The sequence below is a fragment of the Rickettsia endosymbiont of Lasioglossum villosulum genome, from assembly GCF_964026455.1.
In the GTDB taxonomy this organism is placed as follows: domain Bacteria; phylum Pseudomonadota; class Alphaproteobacteria; order Rickettsiales; family Rickettsiaceae; genus Rickettsia.
On record NZ_OZ032152.1, the window covers coordinates 1177408 to 1197627 of the forward strand.

Consider the following 20220-nt stretch of genomic DNA (forward strand, 5'->3'; position numbering starts at 1 on the left):
AGCCGAGGTTTGTATCATTTTATGGTTGATACTGTCCATCTTAAGTTTGGATTTTTGAAGTCCCAGAATAGCATTAACTATTCCGGTTACGATTCTATATATGACTATTAAAAAGTCAATAAGTTTATAGGTTGAATGTAATTTCTGCTTCTGTCATACTGTGGCTTGGGAACTAGGTTGTTGCACCCTTTATGTCATTCCTGCGTGAGGCTTTGCCTGCGTGGATCATTTTCTCCTGTCATCCCGTGGCTTGTCCACGGTATCCAGAAAAACAACTTTTAATACTAATAATTTTAGTATTTTAAGCTGGATCCCGCGATCAAGTCACGGGATGACAGTATTAGTTATTATTTAGCTCTTCTTCCTGCTGTTTATACCATAGTTCTGCATAATAGCCTTTTTGTTTCAGCAAGGTTTTATGGTTGCCACGCTCGACTATATAGCCATTATCTAAAACAATAATCTCATCAGCGTCGATTATTGTTGATAAACGATGAGCAATAATTAAGGTGGTATAATGCTCTGATATTTCTTTAAGACTTGCCTGAATTAGCTTTTCAGTTTTAGTATCAAGTGAGCTTGTTGCTTCATCAAACACATATATAGATGGATTTTTGAGTAACGTCCTTGCTATGGCAATGCGTTGTTTCTCGCCGCCTGAAAGCTTTAAACCACGCTCACCTACTTGGGTTTCATACCCCTCCGGCAGGCTAGTAATAAACTCATGAATATGGGCGTTCTTTGAAGCAGCTATAACCTCATCATAGCTAGCCGAATTATCACCATAAGCGATATTGTAATATATCGTATCATTGAACAAGACAGTATCTTGCGGTACGATTCCAATAGCTTTGCGAAGCGAGCTTTGCGTGACCTTTCTTATGTCCTGCCCGTCTATAGTAATACTGCCACTATTAATATCATAAAACCTAAAAAGCAAACGTGAGATGGTTGACTTACCGGCCCCGCTACTCCCGACTATCGCAAGCGTCTTACCACTATCTATAGTAAAGCTGATATTATGTAAAATTGGACGTTCTTGATTATAAGCAAAATTCACCTCTTTAAAAGCGACTTCGCCTTTTAATATAGTAAGCTCTTTAGCGTCTTTAGCATCCTCTACTTCTTCTGGTATGTCTAAAAGATTAAACATATCCTCCATACCAACTAAGGCATTCTTAATTTCCCTATAAGCAAATCCAAGTATTGAAAGTGGGATTGATAGCTGGAAAAGATAAGTATTAACCATGATTAAATCGCCGACAGTCATTTTACCTTGATTTATTTTAGTCGCCGATAGTATCATAAGAGCGACAAGCCCAAGGGATATTATAACATCCTGCCCTATATTTAAAATGGATAGGCTATTAGTTGTCTTCGTTGCTGATTTTTCATAAATTTGTAGTGCCTCATTAAATTTAGAGGCTTCATATTCCTCATTACTAAAATATTTAACAGTCTCAAAATTCAGCAGGCTATCGATTGCCCTATTATTTGCGGTATTGTCGCTTTGATTCATCTCTCGTGCAAACGAAATCCGCCAGGTACTAATTAGAAAAGTGTACAGAACGTAAATTGACATGGTTACTAAAATAGTGAAAGAAAACCAAATGCCATATACATACCATAATATCCCGCTTACAAGTATGATTTCTACACTTGTCGGAAGAATATTAAATAGTGAATAACGCAGCACCGCTTCTATGCCTTTAGTGCCACGCTCTATTGACCTACTTAAGCCGCCGGTTTTTCGTGTAATATGAAAACGCATGCTTAAATTATGCATATGTTTAAAGACATTAAGAGCAATAAGCCTAGTTGCCTGATGCCCTACTTTAGAGAAAATAATATTGCGTAACTCATTAAATATCTGAACAAATATTTTAGTCCCACCATATACCATAATCATGCCGATAATAACCGAAATGGCTAGATTTTTATTCAAGCCATCTATTACGTATTTATAAACTATTGGTACGAAAATATTTATTACTTTAGCAAGCAACAAACAAATAAGCGAAGTAACAATCCGCAAGCGTATGTTAAACTCTTTCGACCATAAATAAGGCAGAAGTGAATAGAATGAATTTTTATGTTGATTTTGATTAGGCATTGTTTGATGTATTGTTACGTGGATTAGTTTTGTTCTTGTCATCTCGCGAGCTTGTCCAGCAGTGTTTCATGACTTTTATGTCATTCCCGCGTAGGCGGGAATCCAGAAATACATTCGCCTAAATCGTTCCATTTAGGATTAATACTTTCTATCAATTTTATTTTCCAGCTACGATTCCATTTTTTTAAAGCTTTTTCTCTAGCAAGAGCTTCTTTGATATCAGCAAATTCTTCTGTATAAACAAGTTTTATAATATTATATTTTGATGTAAATCTTTTAATCACTTTTTGCTTATGTTCATAAGCACGACGCAATATATTATTAGTAACACCAATATATAAAGTACCATTGCGATCGGAACACAATATATATACCCAATACATTTTTATTGCTATAGTTTTATTTTTTTCTGGATTCCCGCCTACAGGCTTTGTTGCATGGCTTAAAAAGCAAGTACAATGTCATCCCTAGCTAAAGGCGGGGATCCAGCATAAAGCGAGACAAAGCGAGCTTTTAGCTTTAGAAACTTGCTGCTTTTATGTTTATTTTTCTGGATTCCCGCCTACGCGGGAATGACATAAATGATCGGTGCAGTAGAGTCGACGCTACGCCTCTCCTCGCAATGACGATAGGTTTTAAGCACCGGCAGCAGCTGAATCTTTCTTGGGCTGTCCTTCTAGCAACTTATCTAATCTTCCCTCTTTGTCAAGATCATATAAATCATCACAACCACCTATATGCATATTATCTATAAATATCTGCGGAAATGTTAATCTATCAGGATTATTTAACTTCTTTCTTAATTCTGCTACGTTTGGATCTTGAGAGTTTTGAACTTCGATTTCTTCATAAGCAACTTCTTTTTTATCAAGTAGTGCTTTAGCTTTCATGCAATAGGGACAACCAGCAAGGGTATAAATAATAATAGCGTGTAATATAGCTTTATTCATAATGTTGTACTCTTTTATTTAATTTTAATATATTATCTTAAACTATAATTATTAAAGCAAGAAAAAAGCGATGAGTAACTTTTCTATTATATCAGATTATAAACCAGCGGGTGATCAGCCAAAAGCAATTGATGAAATTATCAAAGGCTTAAACAACAAAAAGCGTTCGCAGATGTTACTTGGTATTACAGGCTCAGGTAAAACCTTTACTATGGCAAATATCATAGAAAGAACCAACCGACCGACGCTTATTATGGCACATAATAAAACACTAGCTGCACAAATTTATTCCGAAATGAAATCGATTTTTCCCAAAAATGCAGTTGAATATTTTGTCTCATATTATGATTATTACCAACCAGAAGCTTATATCCTGAAAACCGATGTTTTTATAGAAAAAGACTCCTCAATTAACGAGCAGATTGACTTAATGAGGCACTCAGCTACAAGATCGTTATTAGAGCGACGTGATGTTATAGTCGTGTCCTCTGTTTCTTGCATTTATGGTCTTGGTTCGCCGGATTTATACTATCAAATGACAGTCAATTTAGAGCCTGGTAAAAGCTACCCTCGTGATAAGCTACTTAATGATTTAGTGAATTTACAATATGAGCGTAATGATATTGGTTTTGAACGTGGTTGCTTTCGGGTTAAGGGGGATAATGTTGATGTTTTTCCATCACACTATAGCGATAAGGCTTGGCGTTTGTCATTTTTCGGTAACGAACTTGAGTATATTCACGAATTCGATCCGCTAACCGGTGAAAAGCTTGCTAAACTTGATAAAGCTATAATATATGGTAATTCTCATTTCGTAATGCCAAAAGAAACAGTAAATAAAGCAATATCGGAAATTGAAGAGGAATTGCAAAAACGTATTGCATTCTTAAAATCGCAAGACAAATTACTGGAAACACAAAGGATCAATCAACGCACTCAATACGATCTTGAAATGCTAACCGAAACAGGCAGCTGTAAAGGTGTAGAAAATTACTCCCGCTTTTTCACAGGTCGTAAAGCTGGAGAGCCACCACCCACTTTATTTGAATATCTCCCAAAAGATGCGTTATTATTTGTTGATGAAAGCCACGTATCCGTACCGCAAATTAGAGCTATGTATAACGGTGATAGAGCAAGGAAAGAAGTGCTGGTAGAGCATGGATTTCGTCTACCGTCAGCTCTTGATAACAGACCACTAAAATTTGAAGAATGGGAGAATTTTAGACCGCAAACTGTTTTCGTATCAGCAACTCCATCACCTTTTGAGTTAAATGAAACTGGCGGCGAAGTTGTAGAGTTAATAATTAGACCTACTGGGCTGCTTGATCCAGAATGTATTATTAAGCCTGCTACTAATCAGGTTGAGGATTTAGTAGGCGAAATCCAAAGCACGATTGCCAAAGGTTTCCGTGTGTTAGTTACAACTCTTACCAAAAAAATGGCAGAAGATTTAACCAATTATTTACAGGAACTTAAATATAAAACCTCTTATTTGCATTCTAACGTTCATACATTAGAGCGTATCGAAATATTAAGGGATTTAAGGCAAGGAACAATTGATATTTTAGTCGGAATTAACTTGCTACGTGAGGGTTTAGACATTCCCGAATGCGGTTTAGTTGCCATACTTGATGCTGACAAAGAAGGGTTTTTGCATTCGGAAGTATCGCTGATACAAACAATTGGTAGAGCTGCAAGAAATAGCGAGGGAAGAGTTATTCTCTATGCCGATAAAATGACTAAGTCCATTGACAAAGCTATTAGCGAAACGATGCGTAGACGGACAATTCAGCAAGAACATAACGAAAAATATGGCATAATTTCAAAAACCATCAACCGTACTATCCATGCTTTAGCAGAGCTTGAGAAAGTAGATAGTAAGCTTGATAAAAAACAAACGCATAATTTATTTGAAAATCCAGCTAAGCTAAAAGCTCATATTGATAAACTAAGAAAAGAAATACTTAAAGCTGCAAGCAATCTTGAATTTGAACAAGCAGCAAAACTTCGTGATCAACTAAAAACTTTAGAAGAGGCAGCATTAGAATTGAGCTAAATTTATGACAAGTAAACCTCTTTATCTAATGTCCCTTCGCTATTATCAACAAGCATAGTAATTGTTGCATCACCTGTTATATTAATGGTAGTGCGTAACATATCAAGAATTCTATCTATTCCGGCAATAATTGCTACACCCTCAATCGGTAAATGTACAGATGAAAGCACCATAGGCAGCATGATTAACGAAGCTCCAGGAATACCAGCACCGCCAATTGAGCCAAGGGTTGAGGTTAAGATAATCACTAAATAATCATGCGGAGCAAGCGTTACGCCCATCATTTGAGCAAAAAAGATAGTAGTAAGCGATAAATTTATAGCAAACCCATCCATATTAATTGAAGCACCTATCGGCAATACAAACGAGGTACTAGACTCTGAGATCCCAAGTTTCTCACGACAAACTTGCATAGTAGTTGAAAGAGTTGCTTTGCTACTTGAGGTAGAAAAAGCAAGTATTTGATACTCAAAGCTTTTCTTATAAAAAGGTATAGGAGATACACGACAAAATATATATATAAGCAAACCGAATACTAGATATTGAAATGTCATTGCCACAACAACTGCTATAACAAGCTTTGAAAGGCTTATCATTACTTCTATACCTTGCGTGCCTATAATCCAAGCTGTTAAAGCAAAAGCACCATAAGGTGATAATTGAATAACAAAAGATATCATTTTTAGTACTAATTTTGACATTAAATGTACTAAATCAGTAATAGGTTCTGCTGCTGCTTTCATTTTATTTAAGGTAATACCAACAAAGACGGCAAAAAATACTACTTGCAAAACATCACCATTTGCAAAAGCACCGACAGCATTATCAGGTACTATATTTACAAAGAAATCTATTATATTAAAGGATGTTCTCTCAACCTTGCCAGAGCCAGAAGGAGAAAAATCTATATGCATGCCTACGCCAGGTTTCAATATTGCAGCAACAGCAAGACCAAAAACCGTAGCAAAAAAAGTAGTTCCTAAAAAGGCTACTACCGCTTTCATGCCTACCCTGCCAAGTGCAGAAGTATCATTCATACTAGTAATGCCTGAAACCAAGCTAAAGAAAATTAGTGGTGCAATGATCATTTTTATCAAACGTAAAAATATGTCACCGACTGGCTTAATATAATCAACATATTGCGGTAGGTAAATACCGAATATAATACCGAAGATTAGACCTAAGGTAACTTTTTGCCATAATTTCATTTTTTACTCCACGTATACTTACTTTATTTTTCGATTTAAATTATTCAACCATAGGTTTACTTGCTATTTTGATTAATCCATTCTAAGTATTTTTGAAGACCGCAGTCAATATTTATTTTTATTATTTGTGGTAATTCATAATTATGAACTTCAAGGATTTTATTTTCAATCTTTTTATAATTAGAAGATTTTGCTTTAATTATAATTCTGTATTCTTTTTCAAAGTTTACTTTTTTTTCCCATTTAAAGTAACTTTTCACATCATCAATTTGTATGCAAGCAGCAAGATCTAGCTCTAATAATAGAAAGGCTATTTTTTCAGCAATTTGTAAATCATTAGTCGTAGTTAAGATCAAGGCATAATCCTGCATGCTTAGACCTCAATAAAGCAATTAGGTGTCTCGAATAGTTTTATGCTAGTAACAAAGAATTTTTGACTTTCAAAAAGCTTAGGGAAAATCTCATTTTTTAAATGCAGAACAATATTTTCTGCCGTCGGATTATTCTTTAAATAATATACTTTCTGACCTGTGTGACTTTCAATTTTCTGCCCGATTTCTTTATCATCCTGATGCAAGATTAGGCTATGGTCAAAATTTTTATCAACCCAGCCTTTAGCTAAATCTTTAATCAAGCCAAAATCCACTACCATACCAAGTTCATCAGTATTTTTTGCTGCTATAGTTATCTCGAGAACATAACGATGACCGTGCAGATATTGACATTTATTTTTATGACCGATAATTCTATGCCCTGCATCGAACTCAATACGACGAGTACATTTTATCATTAATTATAACTCCAAGCAAACTATAAGTTTAGCAGTAGCTTTTCAGGACTTTCTATTAGCTCTTTAATTTTTACTAAGAATGAAACAGCTTCCTTTCCATCAATTATGCGGTGATCGTATGATAGAGCTATATACATCATCGGACGTATTTCAATTTTACCATCTATAGCCACTACTCTTTCCTCAGTTTTATGTAGTCCTAAAATACCAGATTGAGGCGGATTAATAATAGGAGTAGATAAAAGCGAACCATATACACCACCATTAGAAATCGAGAATGTGCCACCTGATAAATCAGCCATAGAAAGCTTACCATCTCTTGCTTTTTTAGCGAGTCCCCCTATTGTCTTTTCAATATCAGCAAATCCCATTTTGTCAGCATCTCTAACAACCGGTACGACAAGACCTTGCTCTGTTCCAACTGCTACACCTATATCGTAATAATTTTTATATACTAAATCATCACCATCTATCTCAGCATTTACTGACGGAATAAGCTTTAACGCTTCGATAGTTGCTCTAACAAAGAATGACATAAAGCCAAGCTTTACGCCGTGCTTTTTCTCAAACTCATCTTTATACTTACCACGCAGAGCTATCACTTTTGACATATCAATTTCATTAAAGGTAGTCAAAATAGCAGCTGTATTTTGCGAGTCTTTTAAACGCTGTGCAATGGTTTTACGCAAACGTGACATACGCACACGCTCTACTCTTTCTTCACTAGTTTTAGCTGAAGAAGTGGTAGGAGTAGTGGCAGGAATAGGAGCGTTCATAGTCTCTAATACATCGCCTTTGGTAATTCTACCATCTTTGCCTGTTCCTTTTATATTATTTGGATCAAGCTTATTTTCAGTAACTAATTTCTGCACAGATGGAGCAAGGGTATTATTAGCAACTGCTGGCTTTTCTGGTACTTTTTCTGGAACAGGCTGGGAAGCTGTTTGAGGTTTTGCTGCTTCGTTACTATTTGTTGCTACAGCTTCCCCCTCATTTATATCGCCTATTTCTTCACCAACTGCAACATTTGCTCCGTCAGCTTTTATTATTTTACCTATAGTACCATTGCACGGGGAATTAACTTCTAATGTTACTTTCTCAGTTTCAATTTCCAATAATAATTCATCGGTTTTAACAGCGTCGCCCTCTTTCTTATACCATTTGGCAATAGTAGCTTCTGTTACCGATTCACCGAGAGACGGCACTATAATTTTAACACCCATATTTGTTTCCTTATTTTTATCCTAAATTATTATATAGTTTATGACTTTGGTGCGTGGCTTCAATGTCGTCATTGCGAGTGACTGCAAGGAACGTGGCAATCTCAGGACTTTTTTACTAGATTGCTTCGTCAATTACTTCGTAATTTCCTCGCAATGACGGTAAAACTGATACACACTGGTAAAATCGCCACGGAATGACACCAAATTTCAAAGCTATCTCTTAATTTAATGCTTTTTTTAGTATTTCTTCTTGTTGCTTATTATGTGCTTGTAATGAGCCAACTGCTGGAGATGCTGATTCTTCTCTACCTATATATTTGAATTCATTATTAATTCCTGCTTCTTTTAAAGCATTATTTAGGTGAGAGGTTATATATCTCCAAGCTCCCATATTCATTGGCTCTTCCTGACACCAAATAAATTCACTTGCTTTATTATATTTTTTTAACAGCTCTACTACAACCTTTTTTTCAAATGGGTATAATTGTTCAAGCCTAATAATTGCTATATTACTATTACTGCCACGCATTTCGAATAAATCATAATATACCTTACCACTGCATAAAATTACTTTAGTAACATTGCTTGCTTCCAGTTTATTTACTTCATCTAAAACCGGCGAAAAAGTAGTATTACCACCTAATTCATCAAGTTTAGAAACCACATTCTTATGACGCAACAAGGATTTCGGCGACATCACGATCAATGGTTTTCTAACATTATCAATTATTTGACGACGAAGCAGATGGAAAATTGAAGCAGGCGTAGTAGGATATGTAATATACATATTATCCTCTGCTGCTAGCTGCAGGAATCTCTCAAGCCTTGCTGAACTATGTTCCGGTCCTTGACCCTCAAAGCCATGCGGTAGTAAAACTACTAGTCCGCTCATGCGAAGCCATTTTGTTTCACTGCTTGAAATGAATTGATCGAAAATAATCTGAGCTCCGTTAGCAAAATCACCAAATTGAGCTTCCCATAAAACTAGATTTTTTGGGTTTGCGAGTGAATAACCATATTCAAAACCAAGCACAGCATATTCGGATAAATTACTATCTGCTACTTCATATGTTGCTTGCTCTTTGGACAAGTTATTTAAAGGTATATAGGTAGTATCATCAACTTGGCTATGTAACACTGAATGACGATGTGAGAAAGTACCACGTCCGCAGTCTTGCCCTGTTAATCTTATATTAGTACCGGATGTAAGCAGGCTTGCAAAAGCGAGCTGCTCAGCTGTTGCCCAGTCAATAGGCTGATCTGCTGTTAAAGCAACTTTTCTAGCATCAAATAACTTAACCAATTTTGGATTAACAGCAAAATTTTTCGGCATTTCGCATAGCTTAATCCCTAGATTTTGCAAAGTCTTTTTATCTACCCCAGTTACTGCTGCTTGTGTGCGAGTGCGGGTAATACCTTGCCATAAACCACCTAAGAAATGAGCCTCTGCCTTATAATTTTTAGCCTGCTCATATTCCTTATCCAGTTTTGCTTTAAACTGTTCTTTTAATTTAGCAAAATAATTATTATCGATTACGCCATTTTTCACTAGCTCATTTGCATAAATATTTCCAGGCGTTAGCTTACTCTTGATGATGTTATACATTTTACCTTGTGTATACATCGGCTCATCACCCTCATTATGCCCATATTTTCGGTAGCAAATGATTTCCACAATAACATCTTTACCGAATTTCTGCCTATATTCCACCGCAATATTTGTAGCTTTTAAGACTGCTTCTATATCATCACCATTAACATGCAAAATCGGTGCTGCTATTATTTTTGCAAATTCTGTAGAATATCTGCTGGCTCTGGTATCGGCAGCATTCGCTGTAAAACCTAGTTGGTTGTTAATTACGAAATGTAGAACTCCACCAATATTATAAGCAGCTAGGGGTGACATAGATAAGCTTTCTGCCACAACTCCTTGACCGCAAAAAGCAGCATCACCATGGACTAAAATAGCTTTGACTTTACTGCGTTTAGGATCTTTAAGTATGTCCTGTTTTGCTCTTACTTTACCTGCAACTATTGGGTTTACAGCTTCTAAATGTGACGGGTTATCAGCTAGCGACAAATGTATCTTCTTATCACCTATGACCCTGTCCGATGAATAGCCTAAATGATATTTTACGTCACCTGAAACATTTAGCTCGTCAGGGAATACGCTACCACTTATAAAGCCTGCGATAACCGCTCTATAAGGTTTACCGACTACTTTAGTTAGCGTGTTTAATCTTCCACGATGAGCCATTCCTATGACGATCTCTTCCACACCTTGATGCAGAGATAAATCAATAGCTTTATTCATGGCAACTATGGAAGCATCACCGCCCTCTACCGAGAAACGCTTAGCCCCTGGGAATTTTGTATGTAGATATTGCTCAAATCCTTCTACTTCCACTAAGTCATTTAGGATATTTTTCTTTTCTTCCGAGGAAAATGAAATAACACCTGATTCTAATTTAGAATATAACCAATTTTTTTCCTCTTCATTTTCTACCTGCTCAAATTCAGTTCCAATAGAACCTGCATAAGTTTTATCAAGAAAATTAACCAACTCACCTAAGCTATACGTTTTATCTAAAAATTTATGCTCTATTACTTTACCAAGCTGATCATTTGTAAAACCAAAATTCTCTATACCAAGCTTTAAATCCTCTTTAGTTTTAGTAACTTCAAGCCCTAGAGGGTCTAGCTTTGCAAGATAATGGGCATATTTACGATAATTTTTTATCATCGCACCGACATTAAAATTATTTGGGGTGGATGTAGGATTTTCTGAAGTTTTGGACTCTTCTGCGGCAACGGCTTTTAAAATTATTTTAGCAGTACTTTTATTAAGAAGCTGATTGCTATCCTTAACGCCTACAAAAAACTCTTGCCAAGTTTGATCAACTGAAGCAGGATTTTCTAAATATTGTTTATATAGTTCTTCAATAAAAACAGCGTTCCCACCGAATAAAAAACCTGTCTTTTTTAAATTTTCTTCCATATTATTTTTATGATAATTTAATTTTTTAACGTCATTGCGAGTAGATGTTCTATGTCATTTCCACATAGGCATCGTTGCGTGAATACTAAGTCGTCATTGCGAGCGAATGAAATGAGCGTGGCAATCCAGAAAAAATAATAAAAAATGCTATAAGTTAGCATTTTTTTTACTAGATTGCTTCGTCAATTACCTCGTAATTTCCTCGCAATGACGGAAAAACTAATCCACGCAACAATGCCGCCACGGCATGACACCTCATTTATTACAAATACTTCTCTTCCAAGTACTTAATAAACACTTCAGGATTTATATTCTCCTCACCGCTAGCACTTTTTAGCAAATCAGGCGAATTTTTTAGTGAACCGAAACTTCTGAAATTTTTATTCAAATAATTATTTAAGTTACTAAAGTCACCTTTTAAAATATCATCTTTTACGTTTTTGTTTATCTCTTTTACTTTCTTCATTACCATTGATGCAATAATTGCCCCGTTTGTGTAAGCTGGAAAGTAACCGAACCATCCGCTAGACCAATGAATATCTTGCAAACATCCTTCGCTAAAACTTCTAGGTTTTATTCCTAAATATTCCTGCATCTTACTATCCCAAAAATTTGGCAATTCATCAAGATTTAATTCACCGCTAATAAGCAATTCTTCTATTTCAAAACGCAATATTACATGCATTGGGTAAGTTACCTCATCAGCGTTAACTCTGATAAAATCCGGCTCAACTTTCGTAATTGCCCTATATAAATTATCTGCCGAATATTCTTCCGACTTAAGGTTAAATTCATCACGAAGTAATTTTGCTAAAAACTCCGTAAACTCTCTTGACCTACCTACTTGCATCTCCATAAATAAAGACTGACTTTCGTGAAAAGCCATGCCTTTAGCACGTCCGACCGGCTGCCCCCCCTTGTACATTTCTGGTAAGTTCTGCTCATATAAAGCATGTCCAGTTTCGTGAATAATCCCCATTAAGCCGCTTATGAAATTATCTTTATCATATCTGGTAGTTAAGCGTATATCATTTGGTGTTCCACCGCAAAAAGGATGAGTAGATTCATCAAGCCGCCCTCTGCTCCCATCAAACTGCATAATTTCCATTATACGCTTGCCGATATTTTTTTGTATTTCAGGGCTTAATTCAGTACTTTTTACCAGTTCTTTTTGACTTTTCTGCTTTTCTAAAACCTTACCAATAAGCTCAGAAAGATTTTCTTTAACATATGAAAAAACTTTTTTAATCTCGCTGCTTGTTCTACTTGGATCATACATATCAATTAATGCATCGTAAGGACTGCAATTAAATACACCTGCACGTACTTTAGCAACTTCTCTTGTATAATCTAAAACTTTCTGCAAATGAGGCTTAAATAAATTATAATCATTAGTCTTTCTCACTTTTCGCCAAACAAGTTCAGATTTAGTAGTTGCAGCTACTAATCTCTTTTGTAGCTCCTCATCGATACAATTTGCATCTAATATCTTCCGCTCAATTTCTCTTATATTAGCATTCTGCCATTCATCAAGATTTTTTGCCTCTTCCTTTGCTCTGCTAACTAACTCTTTAAGCAACGGGGATTTAACCAGAGAATGAACTAGCGAAGTTAAAGATACCATCTCGTTTGTCCTACTTTCCCCTGATCCTATAGGCATATTTACCGCTATATCCCAATATAATATGCTTAAGATATTTTCAAAATTTGAGATGGTTGAAAGTTCATTTTCTAGTTTTTTGTAATTGTTCATATATTCCTTGTTTTTTGTCATTGCGAGCGAATGAAGCAATAAAAAAACTCCTGAGATTGCTTCGTCAAATTACTTTGTAATTCTCCTCGCAATGACGTTTGTCATGAACGCAGTAGTTCCTTAGCCGCCTTTAAGCTTGCCTCAGTAATTGTTTTGCCTGAAATCATGCGGGCAAGTTCCTGCTGTCTTTCGGCTAAATTTAAAGCTTTTACTGTTACCTTTGTTTCTTTTTCTAATTGCATTTTCTCAATTTTTATATGCAAATCTGCTTTTCCCGCTACTTGAGGCTGGTGCGTTATAACTATCACTTGCGTAGCTGAGCTAAGCTTTTTGAGCCTTTCACCAACTTTATCTGCAACCTCACCGCCAATTCCCACATCTATTTCATCGAATATAATAGCAGGTTTAACCATTTTATTAAATAAGGAAGTTTTTAAAGCAAGCATAAATCTTGATAATTCACCGCCCGAAGCGATTTTATTAATTGCCTCTGGAGACATCCCCGGGTTGGTGGAAGCTTTAAAAACTATATCATCTATGCCATATGCTGCCGCTTCTTTTCTTTCTGCTATATTAACATGAAAAGTAGCTTTTTCCATTTTTAATTGCTTTAATTCATAGTGCAGCACCTCTTCTAAACGCTTTGCTGCCGCAAGACGTTTGCCCGATAAATCCTTACCAAGCTTATAATATTCTGTACTTAATTTTGCTTCTTGCACTTGCAATTCTGCTTGATTTGCTATTTTCCCTTTCAAGCTATTTAGCTGATTTAAAGATTCCTCTAAAAATGTCTTAAGTGTGTCAGCAGAAACATTATATTTCCGACTAATCGCTTTTATTGCAAATAATCTTTCTTCTATTTCTTCAAGGTTATAATCTAACTTGTTAAAATTTTCTAGAAGATTCGATAAATTTTGTCTCGCCTCTTCCAAATTATTATAAGCTTCTTCAAGATTTGTCGAAATATTTACGAATTCTTCATTTTGACTTTGCTTTGCTAATAGTTTCTCCGCTTTACTAATTGAGCTATTTATTTCAGGATTATTAACCTGCTCTAGAATATCTTTGATTAGCTGCAAATCCTTATCTTTATTTTGCAAATCTTTTCGTATATTTGTTAGCTGCTCTTCTTCACCTATTTGAACATTAAGCTTAGTCAGCTCTTCGGTTACGAAGTTTAAATAATCAATTTCTTGTTCTATAGAATTTTGTTTAAGTGCTATTTCGGCTATTTCATTACGGATATTCTGCCACGCTTGATAACACTTGGCAAGCTGCATACGAAGTTCTAAAAGATCTCCAAAATTATCTAAAATATCACGCTGCGTATTGATTTCTAAAAGGGAAATATTATTGTTTTGTCCGTGAAGTTCAAATAAATAAGTAGCTAATTGTTGCATAATAGCTTTATTAACTACTTGATTATTGATAAAGAAATTTTTGCGTCCCTCTGCTTTTTGGACGCATTTTATAAACAGTGATTCTTCTAATTCAATAAAATTTTGAGTTAGGAAATTTTTTATTTCATCATTTAATGAAAAGACTATATTAACGGCTGCATAATCTTTTCCATGCTTTATTATACCGGCACTTGAAGTTTTATAGCCTAAACAAAATAAAATAGCATCAAGTAAAATAGACTTACCGGCACCGGTTTCGCCGGTAATAACGCATAAACCATTAATAAATTCGATTTCTAACTCGTCTATCAGGATAAAGTTTCTAACTGAAAGACTATGAAACATAGTCTACTCGATGAATTTCAAAAATTGGCTTCGTCGTCCTACAAGTACTCCGGTACTCACGTATTAATATACGCTCCGTTCCTCGTCTTGTGGATTCCTTGCTCTTTTTGAAATTGATCTTCGTATACATACTATTTATTTACCAATATTGTATCCTTTAATTAATTTATAAGCATAGCTATACCATTTACTATCTGGATAGTTATGACCAAGAACCGAAGCATATTTCATTGCCTCATCCGGTAATCCAAGCATCATATAGCTTTCTGTCAAACGATATAAAGCTTCTACGCAATGAGAGGTAGTTTGATAATTTTCGACTACTTCTTCAAATCGATTAATTGCTGCCATTGGATTCTTTTTCTTTAAATAGAATCTACCAATTGTTAACTCTTTACCAGCTAAATGATCATTTACTAAATCAATTTTTAAAGAGGAATCAATAGCATATTTAGTATTTGGGAATTTTGTAATTAGATCTTCAAAACTATCTTTAGCCAAGAAAGTTCTAGATTGATCATGATTCACATCAGAAATTAGCATATAATATGAAAGAGCTTTAAGGTAATATGCATAAGCAATATCAACATTTGCAGGATGTAGATTAATGAAAATATCGAGTACATCAACTGCCTCTTCATATTGAGCAGCAAGGAATAATGAGTAAGCCTGCATCAACTCTGCTTGCGGCGTAAATTCATTACCCGGATGCTGATAAAATATTTTTCCAAATTCTTCAGCAGCATTTTTATACTTCTTTTTCTCAAGCAGAGTAACACCCTCATTATAAAGAGTAGAAATAGGAGTAACTAAATCATCGTTACTTTTTTTGCTTTTACATCCGTTTAGAATTAGCCCTAGGCATAAAAGGGCACTTAATATTTTTGCTAATTTCATAAGAACTTAAATTCAGTTAATACCTAAATATACATATAGGTTTAAAGGATTTCAAGAATTCAATTTCTAAAATTTTGTAAACTTATATATTTTTGCTAGGTTTTGTGTGTTTTTGATAAGGGTTTTTATTATTTTAATAGAAACTAGAATTTATAATGTTTGAGCTTTTAAATCTTAAAAAAAGAAAAAGTACCCATAAGAGCAAATCTTATGAGTACTTTATCTTTAGAACTTAAATGTTAACAATTACGAAGTAACGCTGGTGGTACCACAATTAGCATTACCAGTACTACCTGATACCATAGATACTATGTCTGGAGCTTTAAATAATATTATAATTGCCGCAACTATAACTAAAGCTACTTCCCATTGTAGTTTTCCTCTAAGTGTTTGAATACCTAACACGATTATACCAACAACAGCTATACCTCTTGCTGTATTACCTCTAAATATTAAAATTACATTACATAATGCCGCACCTACTGGATCACCAACGCTACCTGTAGCTAAACTATCCATGGACATTGTTATAATAGCTAAACCAAGTACCATAAATAATAGACGTAGCGACATGTTGTAATCAATTAATTCTTCATTTAATTTACGCAAATTCATATTTTTTACCTCAATTATGATTAGTTATTTAAAGATTAATGTATATTCTATTTACATATAAATCAACCTATAAATATATGTAATTTAGATTAATATACCAAAATATTGCAAAAATACTTGTTTTAAGTAACATTATAATCACATATTATGGTCTATAGTCTATGACTAACTACCAAATATATATACAAAAGTAAATAAAAATAACCATACTACATCAACAAAATGCCAATACCATGCTGCAAATTCAAATCCTAAATGCCCATTATTTTTAATAGCAAAGTCACCTCTTCTCGCCCTGAAATAGCATACTATTAAAAATATAGTACCTATAATTACATGTGCACCATGAAAGCCAGTTGCTAAATAAAAATTAGACGGATATATACCATTAGTAAATTTAAAAGCAGCATGGTAATATTCATATGCTTGCATACAAGTGAAGAATATTCCAAGAATTATAGTAAGACCAAGAGCCGTTACACAATCTTTTTGATTACGTTCTTCTAAGGCATAATGAGCCCAAGTAACAGTAGTACCAGATAAAAGTAATATTAAAGTATTAATAAAAGGAATATCAAATGGATCAAAAACTTTAATGTTAGGTGGCGGCCATACGCCTTGTTTTATTACCCATACACCATCTAAAAGACCAACAGGTGATAAACTTGATTTAAAGAAAGATGCAAAAAATACTCCAAAAAACATTATTTCAGTTAAAATAAATAAAGCCATCCCAATTCTTAGACCATGTCTAACAGGCTCGGTATGACTATGATCTATTATTCCCTCTTTTATTACATCTCTCCACCAAGAATATAAGCAATAAGCTACTGAAATAACTCCAAAAGCTAGTATGTAATGGTTAAATTTATAGCTATGCATAAATGAAACGCCACCCGCAACTAAAATAAGTAAAGCAAATGAAGTTAAAATAGGCCAAGGGCTTGGATCAACTATATGAAATAAATGAGATTTAGTATTAGGATGAGAGTTATTCATTTTTATTTTTTTATTTCTGATTACACATGTAAATATAAATTATTATTTATTTAAAAGCAAATTTTACTACAAAATATCACCCAAAAAATATAAAAAATAGTACTTATTAACTGAAAATTACATTTTTTATCAATATAACAACTAAAACCTCTTGACTATTTATATTATTCAACTAATATATGAAACGCTAATGATGTTTAAGCTCCATTGTTGCAAGACCAATCTGTCAAAAACTTATAAGTCAAGTTTATGCCAGGGGTCTGTTATTATAAGTGAGTAAAATCATGAAGTATAATGGAGGTTGTTATATTGTAACAACGGAGCTTAACCCCTGGCACCCTATTTTTTCTTAATTCCTAATACATGAAAAGTAAAAAACACGATTTAAGCAATTTAGAGTCATATACTGATGAAGATGCTAACGTAATTTTAGGCTTAACTCTACAAGAAATTGAAATAATTAAATTTTTTGGTAGCGATAACTATTGCTGCGATATGAAAGAAGCTCTCTCTAAGATTGGGTATTGCTATAAAAAACTTGGGAATATTGAAGAAAGTAAGAAATATTTTGAACAAGCAGAGTTGTATAAACAGCCTACCCAAGACATAGAAAATATATATTCAGAACTTCTTGGATATGATAGCATTGAGGATTAAATCTTTTTGCTTAGTTTAATAGCAATTCTACAAATCGCTTTTACTACACTACTTGTTGCTTTCGCAAATATTGCTTGCTCGCTATCATTTATTATAGCCGTGTCTTTATGTTCAATCTCATCTAACCGAAATTTTACAATATTATCTAATAATTCTGGTTCAATGTTTTTATTTTCCAAATAATTTATTTGCTGTGCATAATGCTTCTCTATTACTTCTTCTACACTCTCCGTAACTAACATTGCTGTTTTTGTACCAATTTTAGAAGATACAGCCCCAAGTAAAAATCCATAATGATGCCAAAAAGATAATAAGGCAGTAGGTCTTACTTTCTTCTCTAATAATTTTTTCTCAAAATAATTTAGATGCACTTCTTCTTGCTCTAGCATCTCTTTAATTAATACATAGTCATTTTGAGATTTAGTATACTTTAACTGTCCTTGATAAATCCTTTTTGCTCCATACTCACCAGCATGGTTAACTCTAATTATCTCTTGAATTTGTTTATCAGGATCAGAAAAATCAGGTCTTGGCATAATGATATATTCCTTTAATGTCATTCGTAGCTAAAAGCAGGGATGACATCAACGATTTTTTGTAAAAGATCAAACCCAGCAGGATTTAATTTATAATCCACTTCCGCTTGTTGCAATATTCTTAAAGTCTTCAAGCACTCAGCTAGACTAAGGCTATTTGCTATTTTGGTAAAATCATTAATATACTGATAAAAAATAGGCGGTGATAGCGATTTTATTGCAGAATCAACACGCTCCCCATTTTTTACTTTCGACAACACTATATATAAATTTAGATAATGCCTTATTAAGGCTCTAATCATCAGCACTTCATTTATATTTTGCTTTTTTAATATATCTAGTTCTTTTAAAAAACTGACGTAATTTTTTTGTGAAAAGTACATTGCTAAATCGCTACCATTAGCTATGATCTCACTACTTAGCACCTCTTTAATGTCATTTAAGGTAACTTCTTGTTTATCATGCACAAAATATATCAACTTATTTATCTCGTTGGAAACTAACTCATGATCCCCTTTTAAATGATTTTTTAAATAAATGAGTGCTTCCCTATCTATAATTTTATTACATTTAGCTAATTTTTCTAAAACTATCTTCTCAATTTTTGCTTCATCATCATGATAACAAGCAAGCGAAGCTAGTGATTCTTCAGTTTCAAAAAATTTTCTAAAGCTGCTGCTTGAGGTAATATCTTCACCAATAAATACAGGAAAATTAATATAATTATCATTTAGAATTACTTTTAAATTCTTATCAATTGAATTTCCCACACCTTTAATTCTAATTAATTCTTTCTGATTGAAGAAATTAGGCGAATTAAGTAATATCTCTAAAGAAGAAATATTAAGGTCACTATATTCTATAGAAGTTTGCAGCATGTTAAACTTTTTCACTAAGTGACGGTAAATTTTATCTATATAACCTTTATCAGGACCATATAATAATAGAGCCTTAACCTTACCACTGGCTATTAATTCAAATAAACGATTAATTTGCAAAAAATAGAATTTCATAAATTATTATTTCGAGTAAAGTATAAAATTAGTCTGCTGCGAATTTCTTCAGCTGCCGCATAGGCAAGGTCTATTCCTGTTTCATCTCTCTCAACACTTGAAGCATAAGGGGTAAAAATAGAATTATATGATGTTGATTGATAAAATTTTTCTTTGATTAATATTTTTTGGCTTTCTATATCAACTAATTGATATTTGACTAACTGATTAATATACTCCCTTAAAACATTCGAGTTTTTTTCTATGGTAGCAGGCGTAGTAGCTCCTGCTAATTCTGCCTTAAGAATATATTTTGCTTTTGTTTTTTGTGGCAAGATACTTGTTAATCGGTGATAAAATTCAGACCCTTCTATTGTTTTAATAGGCTCTACCTCAATAGATTCTAAATTTTTAACTACCTCACTATTACTATATTCTGTATTATAAACAGGTTTTAAATTACAACCATTTACAAATACGAGTAGGAAAACAATAAATAAATAACGCATAATTTTTTAGACTTTTTTTGATTATAAGATGCTGGTTGGATTATAAGTGTCATTACGAGCGAATGAAATGAGCGTGGCAATCTCATGAGGTAGTATAATATTCCTGAGATTGCCTCTGCCCTCGGCATTGCCTCTCCTCACAATGACGATTCCCAATTCACGGGCAACTCTGCTCCAGG

General features: G+C 34.0%; 18 protein-coding genes. 2 read left to right on the forward strand and 16 right to left on the reverse strand.

Annotated elements, in window-relative coordinates; all coding sequences use genetic code 11:
- Positions 1-340: 340 nt before the first annotated feature.
- From AAGD49_RS05870 to grxC, 3 genes are all read right to left on the reverse strand, one after another.
- Positions 341-2113: an ABC transporter ATP-binding protein/permease gene (locus AAGD49_RS05870; protein WP_341789240.1), complete on the reverse strand. Its 1773-nt coding sequence runs from the start codon at positions 2111-2113 to the stop codon at positions 341-343.
- A gap of 80 nt (positions 2114-2193) precedes the next feature.
- Positions 2194-2496, reverse strand: a complete 303-nt coding sequence (locus AAGD49_RS05875) for a GIY-YIG nuclease family protein (RefSeq protein ID WP_341788320.1) — start codon at positions 2494-2496, stop codon at positions 2194-2196.
- 252 nt (positions 2497-2748) lie between these two features.
- On the reverse strand, positions 2749-3063 hold the full coding sequence (gene grxC, locus AAGD49_RS05880; protein WP_341788321.1) for a glutaredoxin 3: 315 nt from the start codon (positions 3061-3063) through the stop codon (positions 2749-2751).
- Positions 3064-3133: 70 nt separating this feature from the next.
- Between grxC and uvrB the strand changes: the two genes are divergently transcribed.
- Positions 3134-5119, forward strand: coding sequence for an excinuclease ABC subunit UvrB (uvrB, locus tag AAGD49_RS05885; RefSeq protein WP_341788322.1), 1986 nt, complete (start codon positions 3134-3136; stop codon positions 5117-5119).
- Positions 5120-5121: 2 nt separating this feature from the next.
- Here uvrB and AAGD49_RS05890 read toward each other — a convergent pair whose 3' ends face one another.
- The 10 genes from AAGD49_RS05890 to AAGD49_RS05935 all read right to left on the reverse strand — a co-directional run bounded on the left by AAGD49_RS05890 (position 5122) and on the right by AAGD49_RS05935 (position 17347).
- A complete protein-coding gene (locus AAGD49_RS05890; RefSeq protein ID WP_341788323.1) occupies positions 5122-6327 on the reverse strand; it encodes a dicarboxylate/amino acid:cation symporter in 1206 nt (401 codons plus the stop codon).
- 56 nt (positions 6328-6383) lie between these two features.
- Entirely contained in the window at positions 6384-6698 is a 315-nt protein-coding gene (cutA, locus tag AAGD49_RS05895; protein WP_341788324.1) for a divalent-cation tolerance protein CutA, read from the reverse strand.
- A 2-nt stretch (positions 6699-6700) separates the two neighbouring features.
- Positions 6701-7117 (reverse strand): 6-pyruvoyl tetrahydropterin synthase family protein, encoded by a 417-nt coding sequence (locus AAGD49_RS05900; protein ID WP_341788325.1) that lies wholly within the window; start codon positions 7115-7117, stop codon positions 6701-6703.
- Between the two features lie 20 nt (positions 7118-7137).
- Entirely contained in the window at positions 7138-8340 is a 1203-nt protein-coding gene (gene odhB / locus AAGD49_RS05905; protein WP_341788326.1) for a 2-oxoglutarate dehydrogenase complex dihydrolipoyllysine-residue succinyltransferase, read from the reverse strand.
- A gap of 220 nt (positions 8341-8560) precedes the next feature.
- Positions 8561-11338 (reverse strand): 2-oxoglutarate dehydrogenase E1 component, encoded by a 2778-nt coding sequence (locus tag AAGD49_RS05910; RefSeq protein WP_341788327.1) that lies wholly within the window; start codon positions 11336-11338, stop codon positions 8561-8563.
- Positions 11339-11600: 262 nt separating this feature from the next.
- Positions 11601-13091, reverse strand: coding sequence for a carboxypeptidase M32 (locus AAGD49_RS05915; RefSeq protein ID WP_341788328.1), 1491 nt, complete (start codon positions 13089-13091; stop codon positions 11601-11603).
- A gap of 101 nt (positions 13092-13192) precedes the next feature.
- Complete coding sequence (gene recN, locus AAGD49_RS05920) at positions 13193-14836, reverse strand: DNA repair protein RecN (RefSeq protein WP_341788329.1); 1644 nt, start codon at positions 14834-14836, stop codon at positions 13193-13195.
- A gap of 135 nt (positions 14837-14971) precedes the next feature.
- Complete coding sequence (locus tag AAGD49_RS05925) at positions 14972-15733, reverse strand: outer membrane protein assembly factor BamD (protein WP_341788330.1); 762 nt, start codon at positions 15731-15733, stop codon at positions 14972-14974.
- Positions 15734-15979: 246 nt separating this feature from the next.
- Positions 15980-16348 (reverse strand): TrbC/VirB2 family protein, encoded by a 369-nt coding sequence (locus tag AAGD49_RS05930; protein WP_341788331.1) that lies wholly within the window; start codon positions 16346-16348, stop codon positions 15980-15982.
- A 165-nt stretch (positions 16349-16513) separates the two neighbouring features.
- A complete protein-coding gene (locus tag AAGD49_RS05935) occupies positions 16514-17347 on the reverse strand; it encodes a cytochrome c oxidase subunit 3 (RefSeq protein ID WP_341788332.1) in 834 nt (277 codons plus the stop codon).
- Positions 17348-17710: 363 nt separating this feature from the next.
- Here AAGD49_RS05935 and AAGD49_RS05940 point away from each other — a divergent pair, with 363 nt between their 5' ends.
- Positions 17711-18004, forward strand: a complete 294-nt coding sequence (locus AAGD49_RS05940) for a tetratricopeptide repeat protein (protein ID WP_341788333.1) — start codon at positions 17711-17713, stop codon at positions 18002-18004.
- On the opposite strand, the gene AAGD49_RS05945 is transcribed toward AAGD49_RS05940, so the two are convergent.
- Genes AAGD49_RS05945 through AAGD49_RS05955 form a run of 3 tightly spaced genes read right to left on the reverse strand, consistent with a single transcriptional unit; the run spans position 18001 to position 20041 of the window.
- Complete coding sequence (locus AAGD49_RS05945; protein ID WP_341789241.1) at positions 18001-18540, reverse strand: demethoxyubiquinone hydroxylase family protein; 540 nt, start codon at positions 18538-18540, stop codon at positions 18001-18003. The two genes, AAGD49_RS05940 and AAGD49_RS05945, sit on opposite strands and share 4 nt — an antisense overlap.
- Positions 18541-18560: 20 nt before the next feature.
- Entirely contained in the window at positions 18561-19553 is a 993-nt protein-coding gene (holA, locus tag AAGD49_RS05950) for a DNA polymerase III subunit delta (protein WP_341788334.1), read from the reverse strand.
- Positions 19550-20041: a hypothetical protein gene (locus AAGD49_RS05955; protein ID WP_341788335.1), complete on the reverse strand. Its 492-nt coding sequence runs from the start codon at positions 20039-20041 to the stop codon at positions 19550-19552. Before AAGD49_RS05955 ends, holA begins: the two co-directional genes overlap by 4 nt.
- Between the last annotated feature and the right edge of the window lie 179 nt (positions 20042-20220).

Bases quoted from the DNA above. Each gene is read 5' to 3' on its own strand.
- grxC (WP_341788321.1), bottom strand. From the start codon at position 3,063: ATGAATAAAGCTATATTACACGCTATTATTATTTATACCCTTGCTGGT.
- AAGD49_RS05870 (WP_341789240.1), bottom strand. From the start codon at position 2,113: ATGCCTAATCAAAATCAACATAAAAATTCATTCTATTCACTTCTGCCT.
- AAGD49_RS05940 (WP_341788333.1), top strand. From the start codon at position 17,711: ATGAAAAGTAAAAAACACGATTTAAGCAATTTAGAGTCATATACTGAT.
- uvrB (WP_341788322.1), top strand. From the start codon at position 3,134: ATGAGTAACTTTTCTATTATATCAGATTATAAACCAGCGGGTGATCAG.
- AAGD49_RS05875 (WP_341788320.1), bottom strand. From the start codon at position 2,496: ATGTATTGGGTATATATATTGTGTTCCGATCGCAATGGTACTTTATAT.
- AAGD49_RS05955 (WP_341788335.1), bottom strand. From the start codon at position 20,041: ATGCGTTATTTATTTATTGTTTTCCTACTCGTATTTGTAAATGGTTGT.
- odhB (WP_341788326.1), bottom strand. From the start codon at position 8,340: ATGGGTGTTAAAATTATAGTGCCGTCTCTCGGTGAATCGGTAACAGAA.
- AAGD49_RS05890 (WP_341788323.1), bottom strand. From the start codon at position 6,327: ATGAAATTATGGCAAAAAGTTACCTTAGGTCTAATCTTCGGTATTATA.
- AAGD49_RS05900 (WP_341788325.1), bottom strand. From the start codon at position 7,117: ATGATAAAATGTACTCGTCGTATTGAGTTCGATGCAGGGCATAGAATT.
- AAGD49_RS05945 (WP_341789241.1), bottom strand. From the start codon at position 18,540: ATGCCAAGACCTGATTTTTCTGATCCTGATAAACAAATTCAAGAGATA.
- AAGD49_RS05910 (WP_341788327.1), bottom strand. From the start codon at position 11,338: ATGGAAGAAAATTTAAAAAAGACAGGTTTTTTATTCGGTGGGAACGCT.
- AAGD49_RS05935 (WP_341788332.1), bottom strand. From the start codon at position 17,347: ATGAATAACTCTCATCCTAATACTAAATCTCATTTATTTCATATAGTT.
- AAGD49_RS05925 (WP_341788330.1), bottom strand. From the start codon at position 15,733: ATGAAATTAGCAAAAATATTAAGTGCCCTTTTATGCCTAGGGCTAATT.
- AAGD49_RS05915 (WP_341788328.1), bottom strand. From the start codon at position 13,091: ATGAACAATTACAAAAAACTAGAAAATGAACTTTCAACCATCTCAAAT.
- cutA (WP_341788324.1), bottom strand. From the start codon at position 6,698: ATGCAGGATTATGCCTTGATCTTAACTACGACTAATGATTTACAAATT.
- AAGD49_RS05930 (WP_341788331.1), bottom strand. From the start codon at position 16,348: ATGAATTTGCGTAAATTAAATGAAGAATTAATTGATTACAACATGTCG.
- holA (WP_341788334.1), bottom strand. From the start codon at position 19,553: ATGAAATTCTATTTTTTGCAAATTAATCGTTTATTTGAATTAATAGCC.
- recN (WP_341788329.1), bottom strand. From the start codon at position 14,836: ATGTTTCATAGTCTTTCAGTTAGAAACTTTATCCTGATAGACGAGTTA.